Source organism: Lewinella sp. LCG006 (assembly GCF_040784935.1).
GTDB lineage: Bacteria > Bacteroidota > Bacteroidia > Chitinophagales > Saprospiraceae > Lewinella.
Genome location: NZ_CP160680.1, coordinates 3,364,094 through 3,384,072 on the forward strand (window position 1 = coordinate 3,364,094; position 19,979 = coordinate 3,384,072).

At 51.0% G+C, this 19,979-nt stretch carries 3 protein-coding genes; all 3 read left to right on the top strand.

What is annotated here, in order from left to right:
- Positions 1-288: 288 nt before the first annotated feature.
- The 3 genes from AB0L18_RS12130 (at position 289) to AB0L18_RS12140 (ending at position 19,967) form a co-directional block, all read left to right on the top strand.
- Positions 289-3,075 (top strand): SprB repeat-containing protein, encoded by a 2,787-nt coding sequence (locus AB0L18_RS12130; RefSeq protein WP_367392857.1) that lies wholly within the window; start codon positions 289-291, stop codon positions 3,073-3,075.
- A 33-nt stretch (positions 3,076-3,108) separates the two neighbouring features.
- Entirely contained in the window at positions 3,109-4,758 is a 1,650-nt protein-coding gene (locus AB0L18_RS12135) for a spermidine synthase (protein WP_367392858.1), read from the top strand.
- A gap of 62 nt (positions 4,759-4,820) precedes the next feature.
- Entirely contained in the window at positions 4,821-19,967 is a 15,147-nt protein-coding gene (locus tag AB0L18_RS12140; protein WP_367392859.1) for a DNRLRE domain-containing protein, read from the top strand.
- The last annotated feature ends 12 nt before the right edge of the window (positions 19,968-19,979 follow it).

Sequence of the window (19,979 nt, forward strand, 5' to 3'; positions counted from 1 at the left end):
TTGATTTGCCGATTTATCGCTGGATTGCCGAATAATCTACATTTTTTTGCCGAATAGACCGGGTTTTTGCCGAATGGTTCCTTCTTGCGCCGCTACCTTTAACGTATTGAAGGACGGATTAATATAGCTTTATTATAGACTTATATTTTCTTTCCATCATATAAAGTGGTGCTCAAATTGAATTAATACAGAGCATCATCGTTGCGAAGAACAGAGAAATCCAAGAGAATATTAAGATAAGATTCTCTCCATTTTTCTGTCTTTATGTCACATGAAAAATTTACAAAAATGATAGCATTGCTACAAGCGCTAGCGCTAAGTCGGGGGCTTACGCCGAAATGGGGATTATTCTCTGGTGTATTATTGGTCATCTTATCTCTACTATCTCCTCTCAAGACCACTTATAATAGCTTACTAAAAAGTCAGAAAAGAACAGCATCTATTTTTCACCACTTCATGTTGATCTGGTGTTTGATAGGAGGAGCCCTTTCGGCGAAAGCCCAAACAGTCAACGAAACAATCTCCTCGGGTTCTTTTATCATCAATATGGGGGTAACTCCACAAACGGAGGCTAATGGTCTCAAGCCTTACGGTTTGGTCTATGATTTGCTAGAAAACTATCAAGTACCCATCAAATGGGTGATCAACCCTACGAAGACCAAAGATGGTGTCGATTTCACGTACAATGGCTTAGGATACAGAGGAGGGCCTTTTATCATTCCAGCTGAGTTCCGCACTACAGCGGTAAATGCGCGCATTACTTTTTGGCAAGGCCAGGGAGTAATCGGCACCACTACCACCTCACCCATTACGGTGCCGGTTTTTACGACCATGAATTTTGCACCAAATTGGACATTGGATTTGCAAAATGGGGCAATTGTAACCAGTTTTTTTGCCAAGGCGGGTATTCCTTCCTCGGCTTATGGCGGAAGCTCCAGCAATTGGAAACTTCCTTCTCAACTGGGCCCCTGTGATGATATTTTTGCCATGCCACACGCTGATCCTGTATGGTCCAGCCACAGCAATCTTTTGAACTGGAACCAGTCTTATCTGGGAGCTATTTGGTACGGATGTCACGCTGGAAGTGCACTGGAAGACATGTTCAATCCTGCCATCAAGAGCCAGCAAACTAACTTCCTGGCAGAAAAGACCGGCACCGCGACTGGGAATGGTCCCTACGCTGAAAATGCCCTGTTGTTGTGGGATAATCACAGTGATGGAACCCCTGCCTATAGCTATGATTATCCCACGGATCCGGTTATGCAGTTCATGGAGAGAATGGATAAAGCTACTGAGAACGGCTCTGAACAAATATACCTTCCCCTTAGCCCGGGCTGGCGGCCTACAACTAAAGTTGGAGTCTATGACCCGGATCATCCACAGCGTGTTTCGGGAGCCATTCAACACCGAGCCGCCGTGATGGCTTGGGGGCGCGGCTATGGCAACCCTGATCGAGGTTGGGTCTTAATGCAGGCCGGCCACGATATTGCCGAGTCGAATAAAAAAGAGAATGTCGCTGCTCAGCGCGTTTTTTTCAACTTTGCCTTTCAAGCATTGATTGGGAAAGTGGTACTTCCTTCGGTTTCGGAGATCAGCCCTAATACCGTCATCGCTCCCGGAGAACCGCTGGCTCTTTCTGTTACCGTACCTCCACCAGCAAATATCAACGACTTTACTTATCAATGGACTTCCTCCTGTGGTGGGACTTTCTCTCCCTCCAATACCGTGGCAAATCCTACTTTTACGCCACCCAACGGTTCTGGTTCTTACCAATGTATCATTACGGTTAGCATTACGGATCCTTGTAACCGTACTTCCTTCTCCGCCACTTCTGTCAACGTGGCTTGTAATCTCCAGATTGCGACCAACTTGACCCAGCCTTGTAATGGCCTCAGTAACGGGGTAATCAATATGACCGTGACGGGCGGAAGCTCAGTTACCTATACCTGGACTCGCAGCGGCGGCGGATCAGGCTCCGGATCAGGCACTACGATCTCAGGTCTAAGTTCCGGCACCTATACGGTGAACATTACGACCTCCAACGGCTGTACAGCTTCCTTTACGCGGACCCTATTAGCACCGCCTGCTATCGTACCCACGGCTACACCCACTCCGGTAGCATGTTTTGGCCAGAATACGGGTAGCATTAGCTTGACTGTGACCGGTGGTACTCCAGGTTATACCTACGCTTGGAATGATGGGCCAACGACAGCTAACCGTAGTAACTTGTCGGTAGGTACCTATACCATAACCGTTACGGATGCCAATGGCTGTACGGCTATAACTTCTGCTGCGGTTACTCAGCCCAGTGCTGCTCTTAGTGCTACTCCTACAGTGACTAACGTCGCCTGTTTTGGCGAAACGACAGGGGCCATCAACCTGATGGTGTCAGGAGGTACTACCCCCTACAACTACCTCTGGAACGACGGCGCGTCTAGTCAGAATCGTACGGGATTAACTGCCGGTACTTACGCAGTTACCGTCACGGATGCTAATAACTGTACGCAAGCTGTTACGAATATAATCGTCACCCAGCCCGCTAGTGCTCTGAGTCTGACTGCTACCCAAACCAATGCGAATTGTGGAGGCCCCACTGGATCTATCACCGTCACGGCCATGGGAGGGACCTCACCTTATTCTTATGATTGGTCGGGAACGCCCGTAGGGGATGGCACAATGACCATCACGAGTTTGAATGGTGGCACTTATGCCGTTACCGTTACGGATGCTAACGGCTGTACGGCCGTACTATCTACTACGATTACTCAGGCACCTCCATTAGTGATTTCGATTTCACCGATTAATCCTACTTGTCCTCCTGGAGCTGCTCCACCCATCAACAGCGACGGCTCCATTGACCTTATGGTCATGGGGGGGACTCCAACTTACTCTTACGCTTGGACCACTGCCGATGGAAGCGGGCTCAATCCTACTGCCGAAGACCAGACGGGCCTAACGGCGGGTACTTACTCGGTAACGGTAACAGACGCCAACGGCTGTACCGCTTCCGTTTCGACAAGTTTGGTGTTCGAAAATCAACTACCGATAACGCCGGGGGTGATAAATAACAACTAAAACTAATAAATAAATACTCAGAAGTAGGAAATAATGACAGCAACTACCTCCAGTAAAGTGAAACAACGAACGAGCAAACCGTCGCCTGAAAGTAGCCGGAACCTATTACTTACTGTAGCCTTCTTTGAGGGGGCTGCTGTTATGGTCATTGAACTACTAGGGGCTAAGATTATTGCACCCTTCTATGGTACCTCGCTGTACGTGTGGGCATCTGTATTAGGTGTAACACTCACTGCTCTGGCTACCGGTTACTATCTGGGGGGCTGGTTGTCACAAAAATACCGTACGGAATACCCCCTGTTTCTCGTTTTGGGGCTGGGAGCTGTACTAACGGTTCTGGCTCCGCAAATCGCACCATCAATCATGGTCGCGACCTCTGACCTAGGGGTGCGGGCGGGTTCGTTTATTGCCGTATTACTTTACCTGTTACCACCGGTCGTTTGCATGGGGACGGTCTCTCCGCTGATTACTCAGTTGATCAATAGCTCCAAAGACAAGGCGGGTCGGTCTGCTGGTACCGTCTACGCGGTTTCTACGGTGGGTGGCATCCTGGCTACTTTTTTGGCGGGCTTTTACCTGATTCCGGAACTCGGTATCACCCTTACCTCTTGGCTTGTAGCGGGTGTCCTTTTTGTCATTGCCGTGCTGGGCTTGGTTCGTCAAAAGAGGATTGTTCCCGTTGGAGCACTTTTAATGGGTGGATTGATCGCACTACTGCTTAGTGCCCAGTCACCAACTACGGATAGTGCCATTACGGTCCAGTATCAGTCCAGTGGCATACTGGGCGAATGGACGGTAGTAGACCAGGTAGTAGCCTACGATAATGGTGAACCCCTCTCGACCCGTCAACTACTGCTTAATGGCGTAGACCAAACCTATACGGAAGTGGGCAACGAGCCAGTCTCTATGTGGCTGTATCCACACAAGATAGCTGCCCTGGCTGGTGTGAAGCCAGCTGGGAGCAAGGCCTTGTTGCTCGGTATGGGCGGCGGTAGTATTGCTCATAATTTACTGCAACTGGGCTTTGATTTAGACATTGTTGAGTTGGACGAACGTATTCCTTACATCGCCGAAAAGTGGTTTGGGTACGATCCTAACTCAGCCAATCTGGTCATTGATGATGCCCGACATTTCGTCAATGAAACCACCGAAAAATACGACCTGGTCATTTTCGACCTGGTGAGCGGAGAGGTGCAGCCCTGGCACGTCTTCACCGAAGAAGGACTGCAAGATGTACGCGAGGTGCTCGCAGAGGATGCGCTGGTGATTGTCAACTTCCAGGGTTTATTTGACATGGAAAACCCTGAGCTATCCCGAGGACCGCGCTCAGTACTAAAAACTTTCCAATCGGTAAACTATGACATGTTCATTAGTCAGCGAGAAGAGGACGGTACTGATCTGTCATCAGATTTGCTGATGTACGGTACCCCCAGCGGGGGGCTTGATTTCGAAACCGCACTCCAGCAGAAGCTGCGCTATGATGACCTTTTTCCTTTTGAGGAATATACCGGAGATGATTTCACCCCGGTTCCTGATGTCCAGCTGCAGGATGCACTGGTACTAACGGATGATAAACCCAATTTGGAATTGCTCAATGCACCGACGATTCTGGATTGGCGAAAGAACAAAATGAAGTTCACGGTAGAAGGAATGCTGAAGAAAGGCTTACCGATCTACTACTGAATACCTAATAGACAGCCACTGACATACACATGAATCTAATTTACTGTTCTATCCCTAGCATCATGAAAAAAGTATCTACATATAATTTTCAATTTGACAAGTCCTGCCGGAATTTTCCGGTTGTGTTGTTGAGTTGTCTCATATTTTTACTAAGCACAACGACTGGCTTAGCGCAGACGACGGTGACAATTACGTCTACGAAGGCAACATCTAATTATCAGAATGACCCAACTTTTGTATGGGGTAACGACGATGTTATCTTTGTTGAAAGAGAAAACAATTTCCTGGGACGTTCCTTTATTGAATTCGATATTTCTTCCATCCCAACTGGCGCTGTAATTACATCCGCAACACTCAGTCTGGTGAAATCTTCAATTAATGATTGTGCTGGTTTTGACGGAGCCGGAAGTAACTTTACATCAAATATCTTGCGCGTGACCCGAGCATGGTCCGAAGGAACCACCTGTGACCAACCACAGGCTGGTGGTTTAAGCTGGAATAGTGCCGGCCCAACAAACTGGTCCACTCCTGGAGGGGATTTTGCCCCAACTACTTATGGATCATTTACAGGTGGTAACGGCGACGCTGATGGGAGTGTTAAAACGATTAACGTTACGGCTCTGGTAAATGAGTGGCATACTGGCACTCAACCAAATTATGGATTGGGGATAGTTCCACAAGGGACAGGTGCAGATTTTTATAATTTCTATTCAGATGATTTTTCAACAGTAAGTCGCAGGCCAAGTCTTACTATTTCTTACATAAATCCCATCGTTCTCTCAACAAGCGTGACAAACGTAGATTGCTCTTCTGATACGGATGGCGCTATCAACTTGTCGGTCAGCGGAGGAACAGCACCCTTTACTTACAACTGGAGTAATGGCGCCACCACTCAGGATATTTCCGGTCTGCCGCCGGGAACCTATTCAGTTACTGTTTCGGACGCCAATTCCCAAACGCAAACAGCTTCCGCAACCGTACAAAACATCGGCCTTGATTTATCTGCTACGGTCTTCCCGGAAAGTACCGCTGGGGCAATGGACGGTACGATAAACCTGTCGGTCAGTGGTGGAAGTACTCCCTACGCCTACGCTTGGTCCAACGGAGCGACCACCCAGAACATCTCGGGGCTCGCCGCAGGCACTTATACTGTTACCGTCTCCGATAATGCCAGCGCGAGCTGTACGCTTTCAAAAACAGTACTTGTTGCCGGCACCGAAGCCAACAAACAACTCTACCTCTCCGATGGGCAAACCTTGGATCGTATTGATCCGGTAATTACGAATGATAACACCACCGCCAGTACCAGCATCTTGCAGTTTGGCGCTGGCGTGGTAACCATAGAAAATACTACTTCTGTTCAGACTGATGATGTGACCTCCGTTACCTTAGCGCATACCATTAACAATTCCACCGACCGCTTCCTGCTGGTCAGCCTTTCTTTCCGGGAAAATGCGGGCAACGTCGCGATTGGCAGCGTTACCTACGGAGGGGCAAGCATGACTCTGGTTGGAGCCACTGCTAATGGTGCGGATGAAATAGCGCTCTATTCATTGAAGGAGGCTAATCTTCCCGTGGGAACGGCCAACGTTGTCGTTACTTTCCTCCAGAACGATGTTGATGACGGCGTCATCGTGGGGGCAACTTCCTTTTCCGGAGTGAATCAGACGACCTCACTCGGGACTTTTGCATCGGCTATCGGTAACAGTAATACGGCCAGTGTGTCGGTACCTTCAGCCGCCGGTGACCTTGTCTTTGATGTTTTTGACTTGCACAATGTTGATAACAGGACCAGAACGCCCGGGGCTAACCAGACGGCCCGGTATAATATACAGTCCAGTGCCCACAGTGCCGGTGGAGCCAGTACCGAACTGGCTACGGGTGCCTCAACGACCATGTCATGGAGTTTTAGTGGATCAGAAACCTGGGCTATTGGCGGAGTTGCCATCAAGCCAGCGACGGCAAACCCTATCACCTCTTTCACCCAGGCTCCAGCCCTTTGCGATAACCTTACCATCGTGGCCGGTAGCCCGCTAACGGTGCGTACGTTTGTAAATATTACGGGGGGCACTATGCCCGCTTCACCCAATATCACGGCAACCATCAGATACGGTGGCACCAACATCGCTATCCTGACCAGCCCTACCTATAACGCCGGCTCGGGTACCCTCACCTGGTCCACAACCCTGGGGGGGGACCTCACGATTCCCGCCGGCCAGGCGATCATCCTGGAGGTGAATACCGCTCAGAGCGGGGTGGCCTTCACTATCGACTATGACAGCGCCACCAAGCCCTCTTTGATTGAGCTTCCGGTATCGACTTTCATCAACATCAATTCTTTGGAGTTATATGATGCTCCATACCCCGGCGGTATCCCCGTAGCTTCGGCCTTACCCGGCTCGACGGTCTACGTCCGCGCAGTGGTAAGTGATCCATTTGGTAGCTACGATATTACGGGAATGAACCTTGCTTTAGTTGATCCTTTAGGCGGTACCTCGGCGGCAGTAGCTACTTCGGTAGACAACACGAGCTGCACCCGTACTTACGAATACGCCTGGACGATCTCCAACGCTGACGGAACATCGCAAGTGCAAGCCATCGCTCGGGAAGGTTTTGAAAATACCGTGGTAGACGACGCTAGCCAGACCATTACCTCCTGTTCTGGTGCTAGTCTGAGTTTTACGACCAGCAAAACGGATGAGAGCGGCGGAGGAACCAACGACGGAACCATTACCATAAGTAATCCATCCGGCAGTACCGGGCCCTGGGAGACTTCCATTGACGGTATCAACTGGTTTCCCGTCACCGCTTCCACGCCCTATACCTTTAATGGCCTGACCGGAGATACCTACTTCGTGCGCCTACGGGATGCCAATGATAGTGATGTATGTACCTCCACCCAAACGGTGATCATTGATACGCCTCTAGCCAACAAACAACTCTACCTCTCCGATGGGCAGACGCTGGACCGGATTGATCCGGTCACCACCAACGATGCCACTACCGCCAGCACCACTGGACTAATTGTCAGCGGCAACCAAACGGTACAGGTGGAAAGCGTCAGCTCTACCTCGGAAGACGACGGCAACAGCACCACTACTTTGTCTCACACCGTCACGGCTTCTTCCAGCCGCTTACTCCTGGTCGGTGTTTCCCTACGGCGTGATAAAGCAGAGGCTATGGTAACCGGTGTCACTTACGGCGGATCACCCATGACCCAGGTCGGCCAGACCATTAACGGAAATGAAGGTACGGTGGCCATTTACCGGATGATCAACCCTCCGGTGGGTACGTTCGACGTCATTGCAAACTACAACAATAACGCCAACAGGGGTGTCGTGCTGGGGGCTATCTCCTTTTCCGGGGTAGATCAAACTACTCCTCTGGGCACCTACGTTGGAAATACCGGCGACAGCGGTACCGCCTCGGTGACGGCTTCCTCCGCTAGTGGCCAACTGGTTTTTGACGTGGTCTGTTGGAAAAACCCGGGGACCCTCGTATCCGGTGCCGGACAGACGCAACGCTGGAACGTAGATTCTCCCAGTGAGATAGAAGGAGGGGCCAGTACCGAGCCGGGTGCCGGCTCGGTCACTATGAGCTGGACGGCTGGTAGTGACCGCTGGGCCATCGGGGCCGTCCCGATCAGGCCCGCTTCCATCACTCCCAACCTGACGGAGACCTTCACCCAAAGCCCGACCCTCTGTAGTCCGCTGACCATCCTGGGCGGAGAAACGATCACGGTGGAGGCCTATACGACGGTTACTTCCGGCGCCATGCCGGCTTCGCCTAATATTTCGGCTACGCTGCGTTATGGTGGTACGAATATTACTACGCTTACCAATCCCACTTACAACGCCGGGACTGGACTACTCACCTGGACGGGAACCCTGGGGAGTGACTTGACGGTACCGGCTGGTCAGTCCATTACGCTGGACATCACTACTGCCCAGTCGGGGGTGGCGTTTACCATCGATTACGATAGCCAGACCGATCCCTCTCTGATCGATCTGCCCGTATCTACTTTCATTAACATCAACAGCCTGGATATCTACGATGCGCCTTTCCCCGGTGGCTCCCTCATCACCCAGGCAGCGCCTGGCTCCACCGTCTACGTACGCTCCGTGGTCAGTGACCCCTTTGGCTTCAACGATATTACCGGTCAGGACATCTTGATCACCGAACCTGGTGGAGGCACCAGTACGGTGGCGGCTACTTCCGTAGCTACCTCAGGTTGTACCCGCACTTACGAATACACTTATGCTGTTCCAGCAATTGGCGGAGATTATAATTTCTTGGCCATTGCTCGTGAGGGTACGGAAGGTGTTGTAGTGGACACGGAGACAACGACACTAAACACTTGTCCACCATCCATCACCGCTACAGTTACGCCTATGGACGTAAGTTGTAACGGCGCTAGCGACGGAACCATTACGGTAAGTGCCCCTAGTGGTGGCACTTCACCTTACGAAGTCTCCATAAATGGAACCAACTGGTTTACCGTCACTTCTGGTTCTCCTTACACCTTCACTGGACTGGCACTGAATAGCTATACGATTGACATCCGTGAGGCCGGGGCTCCAGCCTGTATGTTCACCTTGGGTACCTTCAATATTACGCAGCCTCCAGTCTTGATTGGATCGGTAGGCAATCAAACGAACGTATTGTGTTTTGGAGAGAACACGGGTTCGGTAATGATCACAGCTACAGGTGGTACTGCGCCCTATCAGTATGCGCTCAATGCGGGAACCTTTGGCAGCTCTGCTTCCTTTACTGGTCTTGTGGCTGGTGCCCAGACGGTGACCGTACGCGACGCTAACGGCTGTGAGGAGGTTGTTAACTTTACCATCACGCAACCCGCAGCCGCGCTGGCTGTGACGCCTACGATTGTTCAACCAACCTGCTTTGACTTTGGCGGCATTACCCTATCTGTCTCCGGCGGCACGGCTCCCTATACCTATAACTGGTCTGATTTAGTCGGCACCAGCAACCCGCAAGATCGTTCTGGCCTGACGGCAGGGAACTATTCGGTGGTGGTCACCGATGCGAATGGTTGTACCGTAAGTTCGGGTGTTTTGACCCTTAACCCGCCTAACAACTGTGCGCCGATCACTGTTTGTCTTAATGATCCCATTACCACCTTCTCGGTGGACCCTAACCCTCTTAATACGTCCTACACCTGGACGGTACCCGTGGGCGCCGTCATCGTTTCGGGGCAGGGTACACCGGAGATCGTTGTAGACTGGGGCGCTTTGAGCATTGGCAGTTATCAGGTTTGTGTGGAAGCGGCCAACGAATGTGGGACAACACCACAAATCTGTCAGGATGTTGATGTAGCAGACATTAACGCGACTGCCTCGACCAACCCCGCGTGTGTAGGCGAGGACTTGCAACTCTTCGCATCTGGCGGCAATAGCTATCTATGGTCTGGCCCCAACGGATTCAGCTCTTCGAGTGCCAACCCGGTCATCCCGAATGCCAACCTTTCGCTGGATGGCGGTACTTATTCGGTAACCGTAACCAATGGAGCTGGCTGTACAGCAGTTGCTTCGGTTACTGTTGAAGTTAATCCCCTCCCTGTGATCAATCCTTTCGTAGTTACGCCATCTTTTTGTGGCTCTGCTACTGGCGCGGTTGACCTTACAGTGGTACAGGGAACAACTCCCTATACTTATGCCTGGAGTAATGGTGCGACTACCCAGGATATTGTTAACATTCCAGCGGGCAACTATACGGTTACGGTCACCGATGCCAACGGCTGTACGGCTAATGCCTCTACCTTTATTGTTATCAACTCCGATGGGCCCACCATTACGACGACCAAGGTGGATGTGGTTTGCTTCGGTGATGCCACTGGCAGCATTGACCTGACGGCCAGCGGGACGACTCCACCTTACATTTATCAATGGTCAAATGGTGCAATGACCGAAGACCTCAGTGGTCTTACTGCTGGCGAGTACGGTGTTACGGTCACCGATGTTAACGGCTGTTTCTCCGTAACGAGTGTAGAAATTACTCAGCCTACTGAACTGCTAACGGACCATACCCAGGTCAACGTTAGCTGCTTTGGTGAGTCCACCGGCAGTATTGACCTGATTGTTACCGGAGGTACGATGCCTTATAGCTACAGCTGGACCCTCGATGGTGGTCCCTTTGGTGCTATTACTCAGGATTTGTCCGGTTTAGCAGCAGGCACCTACGCGGTCACCGTCACGGATGGAAACCTCTGTACGGTTACCCGTACCATTATCATCACCGAGCCGGCCTCCGCCGTGGCCGCTAGTTCTGTAGTAACCGATGTCTCTTGCTTCGGTGACAGTGATGGTCAAATTGTTCTGATGGTAATGGGCGGAACGGCTCCTTATTCCTACTCATGGATGGGACCTGGTGGGTTTACGGCTGCTACGAAGAATATTTCTGGCTTGTCTGCTGGTACTTATGATGTTACGATTACGGATGCTTTGGGTTGTACCTTCCCGTTGAACATAGTCGTTAGTGAGCCAGATCCGCTCATGATTGTCTCATTATTTGGTATTAGCGCATGTGACGTTACCTGTAACGGAGCTAATGACGGTGCTATCTATGGCCAAGATGCACAGGGAGGTACCGCCCCATTCACTTTTCAGTGGAGTACGGGTGCTACTGGAGTTAATTTGCTTAATGGGCTTGCTCCGGGAACTTACATGCTGACCGTGACCGATGCCAATGGGTGTACGGCCACGAGTTCCTACACTATCAGTGAACCTCCTGCTTTAGTGGTTACTCCTACTGTCATGGATGTAGATTGTTTTGGTGATGCAACGGGCAGTGTTACTTTGGTAGTAAACGGTGGGCCTTACAATAACTACAACTTTACGTGGTCTAACGGCGCAACTACCCAGAACCTGAATGGCATTCCTGCGGGTACTTATTCCGTCACCGTTTCAGATGTCTTACCGGGCTTTCCTGATGAGTGTCCTGAACCTGACTGTTCGGTGATCGTCGCAGTTACCATCAATCAACCTCCCGTAATCAACTTGGGTGGTGCGGTAACCAACATACTCTGCAACGGAGAAAATACCGGAGCAATCGATCTTACCGTAAGTGGTGGTGCGGGCGGCTTCTCTTTTGCCTGGAGCGATGGCCCTTCCACCATGGAGGATCGTACGGGCCTTATGGCTGGTACCTACACAGTAACTGTCACTGATGCAAATAGCTGTACCAAAAGTCAGACTTTTACCATTACTGAACCACTGACACTACTTTTGTCAATGGTTAACACTAACCTTTCCTGTTTCGGGGATACCGATGGTAGCATCGACCTTAGCGTAAGTGGTGGTGTGACGCCTTATTCCTACAGTTGGTCCAATAGTGCGATGACGCAGGATCTTACGGGATTGAGCGCAGGAATGTATACAGTGACCGTCACGGATGGCAACGGCTGTATGCTCATGATGACCTCTAACCCTATTACCCAGCCAGACGAACTCACAGTCGGCCTGAGTCTCAACCAGGATGTAACTTGTAAAGGTGGTATGAATGGTAGCGCTACCGTTACGCCGAATGGTGGTACAGGGGCTTACACCTACCAGTGGTCTAACGGTTCAATGGTACAAACGCCAACGGATTTAGCTGCTGGCGATTATACAGTGACCGTAACCGACACCAATGGCTGTATAGCTATTGGTGGACCGATTACGATTGCTGAGCCAACTACCATGATCATGCTCTTTGCTACGACCCTTCCGGCTTCATCATGTGGTGGCAGTACTGGGTCGATCGACCTGACGGTTGAAAATGGTACCGCACCATTTAGTTACTCCTGGTCCGGACCTACGGCAATTGGAGATATCCAGGATCCAACTGGCCTTGCAGCAGGCACTTATATGGTCGTTGTCACGGATGTCTTGGGTTGTAATGCAACCCTTAGCGTAGATGTCCTTGTCGCAGATGCTTTAATGGTCATGGTCGATGTTGTTGATCCTACCTGTGCAGGTGCAGATGGAGAAACTTTTGCGATAGTGAGCGGTGGCGTAGGACCATATACTTACCTCTGGTCTACCGGCGCTATTACCGAGGCACTGATTGATTTGCCACAAGGCACCTACTCGGTAACGGTCACCGATGTTAATGGTTGTACGGCTAATGGATCAGGCACCTTGACTAATCCGACTGATTGTGCTCCGCCGGTTGCCGTAGATGACGTCTTCTGTACACTACCGGGGATGACGGTCAATGGAAGCGCAGCACCCAACGATTCTGACCCTGATAATACTTTAGCAGAACTCACCTTCATCAACTTAAATCTTCCGGATAATTCAGAAGGTGATCTAGTGTGGTCAAATGCCTTTAATGGTGACTTTACTTTCATCCCTACTCCGGGCTTCTTGGGTACGGTAATTATTCCTTATCAAGTCTGTGATCCTACCGGGTTCTGTGATGAGGCCAATATTATCATTACCATCCAGTTGGAAGCAGGGATGAATGGAACTACGGCCTTCTGCGCAGGAGAAACTACGCCCCAAAATCTGTTTGACATTATTACGGGGGAAGATCCCAATGGCGTATGGACGGAGACTTCCACGACGAGCTCAGGAGTGACCATTAATGATGGAACAGCAATTGATTTTAGCGGGGTAGCTGCTGGTGTTTATGAATTCACCTACACCCATGCTGCTAACGGTACCTGTCTCGAAGATCAGTCTACGGCTACGATCACGGTAAATAGTTCACCAAATAACACCAACCCCGTGGTCAGTGACCCGGAAATATGTTTAGGTGAGACAGACGTCATCACAGTCACCAACACCCAGGTGGGCGTAACTTACCAGTTGCGTTTAGATAGTGATGATACTCCTGTCGGTGCGCCAGTAGCGGGCAATGGCGGAACAATTAGTTTCACGGTGAGCCCGACGATGACCACCGTTTACAATGTCTTGGCTACAAATACGTCTACGGGCTGTAGCAATGAGCTGACAGATATGTCTACTGTTACCGTAAATGTGCTGCCTAATCCGGATCCCGGATTAACTGTAGATGACGATATTATTTGTGTTGGAGAAACCGCTACGATTAGCATTGCCAACAGCGAAAATGGGGTACAATACCAACTTCGTCTGGAAATTGATGATAGCCCCGTTGGTGCGCCAGTTGTGGGTAACGGGACAGCGATAAGTTTCCCCGTCAGCCCGACAGTAACAACAACCTATAATATTCTGGCAACGATAATTGATACGGGTTGTGATAGTGAATTGACTGATAAGCCTACTGTAACAGTAGAACCGCTTCCTATCGTCTATAATGTTACGGGAGGTGGTACCTACTGTTCTGATGATGTCAGTCCTCAGGCGATTGGTTTGTCCGACTCTGAAGCTGATGTTAGCTACACGCTCTTCCGCAACGGTGCCACCGTAGTAGAAGTAGTGCCCGGAACAGGTGTTGCCCTAAGCTTTACTCCACAAAGTTTGGCAGGTACTTACACGGTTGTTGGTACTCGGAACACCGGCGAAATGTGTAGTAGCAATATGTCCGGTAGCGCAATTATTACCATCGAAACTGCGCCCACAGCCTTTTTGGTGACGGGTGGAGGGACCTACTGTACGGATGATGTAATGGCACAGGCAATTAATTTGTCGGATTCAGAGGTAAATGTGAATTATGCCTTGATCTTCAATGGTTCTACGACAATAGAGATCTTAGCTGGAACGGGTGTAGCCTTGAACTTTACCCCGCAGACGGCAGCGGGCACCTATACGGTTGTCGGAACAAGCACGCTAGGTCAGCTTTGTGATCGAAATATGACCGGCAACGCAATTATTACGACCGAAGCCCCCCCAACGGTTTACGCTGTGACGGGTGGCGGTGCTTACTGTGATGACAATGTGATTGCCCAAGGAATCGGTCTTTCTGACTCTGAAGCAGGGGTCAACTACGCCTTGATTCTTGACGGGTCAACGACGGTAGAAACAGTAGCTGGAACAGGTAGTGCGTTGGCCTTCACGGCACAAACGACAGCGGGTACGTATACGGTAGTAGCAACGAGCACTACGGGTGAGCTCTGTGATAGCGATATGTCCGGCAGCGCAATGATTACCATCGAAGCTGCACCCACGGCCTTTTTGGTGACGGGTGGCGGTGCTTACTGTGATGATAATGTGATTGCCCAAGAAATCGGTCTTTCTGACTCTGAAACAGGGGTTAACTACGCCTTGATTCTTGACGGAACAACGACGGTAGAAATTATAGCTGGAACGGGTAGTGCGTTGGCCTTCACGGCACAAACGATAGTAGGTACTTATACGGTAGTAGCAACGAGTACCACGGGTGAGCTCTGTGATAGTGATATGGCGGGTAGTGCAATAGTAGACTCTTCACCAAGCTTTACTGCCGGTATGAACGGCTCAACGACCCTTTGTGCTGGAGAGATGATGCTACAGAACCTGTATGACATCGTCACTGGTGAAGATGGAGGTGGCACCTGGTCGGAGACAACAAGCTCTGGTGTGACGATCGGCGATGGAACAATGGTCGATTTCAGTGGTGTTGCTCCGGGTACCTATACCTTTGTCTACACACTGGCGGCCTCAGGAAGCTGTCCGGAGGATATGTCCACTGCTACGGTAGAGGTCTTCAGTAATCCAACCTGGACTTCAACGACTACCGTCGATCCACAGTGTGGATTGGATAATGGTCAGCTTACCTTCTTCTTTACGGATGATCCAGCCCGCACAACAATTGAATTCAGTATTGATGGTGGCTTAACTTATCCTTATTCCTTTGCGGATAATGCGGGTAGCGGTAGCACGTTAGCCAATCTTGCGCCTGGTACTTATGACCTGTACGCACGCTGGGATAATGGAGAATGCCCAGTAGATATTCCGGATGTTACACTCATCGAACAATTTGATTCACCGATCATAAGTGTCGGTTCTGTAGCCTGTGTAGATGGCTCAACTTACGAGTACACCTTTGCAGCCTCTCCTGGCGCTACGGTGGTGAGTGCAAACGGAACGGTCAGCGGCAACACGGTAACGGTAGCGGTAGGCATGAACGATGTGTTGACTGCTACTAATGTTGGGAATTGTGCAGTGAGTCTTAACATTACGAGTCCAGTAACTTGTAACATCATGTGTGAGCAGCCCGACCTGACGCTGGGCAACGGTGTCTGTAACGGCGCGACCTACTCGATCTCGTTCACGGAAACGACGGGCGCAACGATCAACGCGAGCGCCGGAACGATCAGTGGCAACGTGATCAGCGGTATTCCGGTGGGTACGAATGTAGTGGTTACGGCCACAAACGCTGCTGACGGCAACTGTGTGTCTGTTCTTACGGCAACGAGCCCTGATGACTGTGGTGAGCCTTGTCCTGACGAGCTGCTTTCCGTGAGTGCTTTGGGCATCTGTGCTGCGGATGGTCTGACGTACTCGGTGAACTTTACCCTGTCTCCGGGCGCAACCCTGACGACGGATCCGGCAGTAGGCACCATCGGCACGAATATGATTACGGGTATCCCTGCGGGCGTAAGCATTCGCTTGATCGCTACGGATGCTGCTTGTAATCTGGAAGATGATATAGTAGTACCCGCCCCTGACTGCTGTGCAGATGCACCAATCGCGAGCGTTGGCTCGGTGATGTGTGTGGATGGCAGTACGTATGAGTACACGTTTGCAGCGTCTCCTGGCGCTACGGCGGTAAGTACGAACGGAACAATCAGTGGCAACACGGTAACGGTAGCGGTAGGTACAAATGACGTCCTGACGGTCTACAATGATATAAACTGTGAATCGGTCGTGTTGAACATTATGAGTCCAGTGACTTGTAACATCATGTGTGAGCAGCCCGACCTGACGCTGGGCAACGGCATCTGTAACGGTGCGACCTACTCGATCTCGTTCACGGAAACGACGGGCGCAACGATCAGCGCGAGCGCTGGAACGATCATTGGCAACGTGATCAGCGGTATTCCGGTGGGTACGAACGTAGTGGTTACAGCCACGAACGCTGCTGACGGCGACTGTGTGTCTGTCCTTACTGCAACGAGTCCTGATGACTGTGGTGAGCCTTGTCCTGACGAGCTGCTTTCCGTGAGTGCTTTGGGCATCTGTGCTGCGGACGGTCTGACGTACTCGGTGAACTTTACCCTGTCTCCGGGCGCAACCCTGACGACGGATCCGGCAGTAGGCACCATCGGCACGAATATGATTACGGGTATCCCTGCGGGCGTAAGCATTCGCTTGATCGCTACGGATGCTGCTTGTAATCTGGAAGATGATATAGTAGTACCCGCCCCTGACTGCTGTGCAGATGCACCAATCGCGAGCGTTGGCTCGGTGATGTGTGTGGATGGCAGTACGTATGAGTACACGTTTGCAGCGTCTCCTGGCGCTACGGCGGTAAGTACGAACGGCACAATCAGTGGCAACACGGTAACGGTAGCGGTAGGTACGAATGACGTCCTGACAGTCTACAATGATATAAACTGTGAATCGGTCGTGTTGAACATTACGAGTCCAGTGACTTGTAACATCATGTGTGAGCAGCCCGACCTGACGCTGGGCAACGGTATCTGTAACGGCGCGACCTACTCGATCTCGTTCACGGAGACGACGGGCGCAACGATCAGCGCGAGCGCCGGAACGATCAGTGGCAACGTGATCAGCGGTATTCCGGTGGGTACGAACGTAGTAGTTACGGCCACGAACGCTGCTGACGGCAACTGTGTGTCTGTTCTTACGGCAACGAGCCCTGATGACTGTGGTGAGCCTTGTCCTGACGAGCTGCTTTCCGTGAGTGCTTTGGGCATCTGTGCTGCGGACGGTCTGACGTACTCGGTGAACTTTACCCTGTCTCCGGGCGCAACCCTGACGACGGATCCGGCAGTAGGCACCATCGGCACGAATATGATTACGGGTATCCCTGCGGGCGTAAGCATTCGCTTGATCGCTACGGATGCTGCTTGTAATCTGGAAGATGATATAGTAGTACCCGCCCCTGACTGCTGTGCAGATGCACCAATCGCGAGCGTTGGCTCGGTGACGTGTGTGGATGGCAGTACGTATGAGTACACGTTTGCAGCGTCTCCTGGCGCTACGGCGGTAAGTACGAACGGAACAATCAGTGGCAACACGGTAACGGTAGTAGTAGGCACGAATGACGTCCTGACGGTCTACAATGATGTAAACTGTGAATCGGTCGTGTTGAACATTACGAGTCCAGTGACTTGTAACATCATGTGTGAGCAGCCCGACCTGACGCTGGGCAACGGTGTCTGTAACGGTGCGACCTACTCGATCTCGTTTACGGAAACGACAGGCGCAACGATCAGCGCGAGCGCTGGAACGATCAGTGGCAACGTGATCAGCGGTATTCCGGTGGGTACGAACGTAGTAGTTACGGCCACGAACGCTGCTGACGGCAACTGTGTGTCTGTCCTTACTGCAACGAGCCCTGATGACTGTGGTGAGCCTTGTCCTGACGAGCTGCTTTCCGTGAGTGCTTTGGGCATCTGTGCTGCGGACGGTCTGACGTACTCGGTGAACTTTACCCTGTCTCCAGGCGCAATCCTGACGACGGATCCGGCAGTAGGCACCATCGGCACGAATATGATTACGGGTATCCCTGCGGGCGTAAGCATTCGCTTAATCGCTACGGATGCTGCTTGTAATCTGGAAGATGATATAGTAGTACCCGCCCCTGACTGCTGTCCTGATGCACCGGTCTTGAGTATAGGCTCAGTGATGTGTGTGGACGGCAGTACGTATCAGTACACGTTTGCGGTCTCCCCGGGTGCCACAGTCGTGAGTACGAACGGTACGGTCAGCGGGAATATAGTAACAGTAGCGGTAGGAACGAATGATGTACTGACGGCCTACAATGCCGAGAACTGCCCGGACGTAGTGCTGAGTGTTACGAGCCCTGTGACTTGTAACATCATGTGTGAGCAGCCTGACCTGACGGTAGGTAACAGCGTCTGCGACGGAAGTATGACTTACTCGGTAAGCTTCACGGAGACGACGGGTGCGACCATTACAACAGCTCCTGGCAGTTATACCATCACGGGTAATGTGATCAGCGGTATCCCTGTCGGCACTGATGTGATGATTACAGCTACGAATCCTTCAGATGGCGACTGTGCAATAACTTTGACGGCACTGAGTCCAGATGATTGTCCTTCATGTCCAGAGGAGCTGATCTCGGTCAGTGCGCTGGGTGTATGTGCTCCTGACGGGCAGACGTACTCGGTGAACTTTGTCCTTGCTCCTGGCGCTACGCTAACGACGAGCCCGGCAGTGGGTACGATCGGTATGAATGTGATTACAGGGATTCCAGTGGGTGTAAATATTCGACTGATTGCGACGAACGATGCTTGTAATAAAGTTGATGATATTGTAGTAGTTGCAGCCCCAGACTGTCTCCCTCCATTCGTCAAGCTTAATCTGAGAGTAAGATTGCAGGGGGCTTTATTAGGCAATGAAACGGGCTTAATGCGCGATGACTTGCGTATACGAGGCTTCCTTCCTGTAACTGAACCGTATACTGCTCTTGGTAGCTTTACTCATGTTGTTGGTGGTGGCGAAACCGTTACCGACCCAATGACAGTCTTTGCGGACTACGGTAATAATTCAATTGTGGATTGGGTGTTCGTGGAACTGCGGTCTGCTGTTGATCCTGCAACAGTACTGGAAACACGATCTGGGCTTGTACAACGAGACGGTGATGTTGTTGATGTTGATGGTGTGTCACCTTTATGCTTTACCCAGTCTGTGGAGGGTGAGTATTATGTCGCTGTTCGTCACCGAAATCACTTGGGGGCGATGACAGCCGTTGCAATACCAATGATAGCGACTGGTACTTTGGTTGATTTTACGGATACGAATCTGAATTTGTGGAACAATCAACCGATTTTCAATAACCGAGAGCAGAAGGTTATCAATGGAGAATATGCCCTTTGGGCCGGCAACACCCTTAGTGATGATCGGGTAGTTTTTGCGGGGCAGTCGAATGACAAGGACCCAATCTTTAACCGGATTGACAGTGCTCCTGGTAACTTTTTCAAGATTCAAACTTACATCCTTCCAGGGTATAATCTAACTGATGTTAATCTGGATGGTGATACCATTTTTGCGGGACAAAGAAATGATGTGGATCCTATCTTCAACAATGTCGATGGGCACCCTGCTAACTTCTTTAAGATACAGACCTTCATCATTTTTGAACAACTAGCACAATAATTAACTCCCTGA

Bases quoted from the DNA above. Each gene is read 5' to 3' on its own strand.
- AB0L18_RS12130 (WP_367392857.1), top strand. From the start codon at position 289: ATGATAGCATTGCTACAAGCGCTAGCGCTAAGTCGGGGGCTTACGCCG.
- AB0L18_RS12135 (WP_367392858.1), top strand. From the start codon at position 3,109: ATGACAGCAACTACCTCCAGTAAAGTGAAACAACGAACGAGCAAACCG.
- AB0L18_RS12140 (WP_367392859.1), top strand. From the start codon at position 4,821: ATGAAAAAAGTATCTACATATAATTTTCAATTTGACAAGTCCTGCCGG.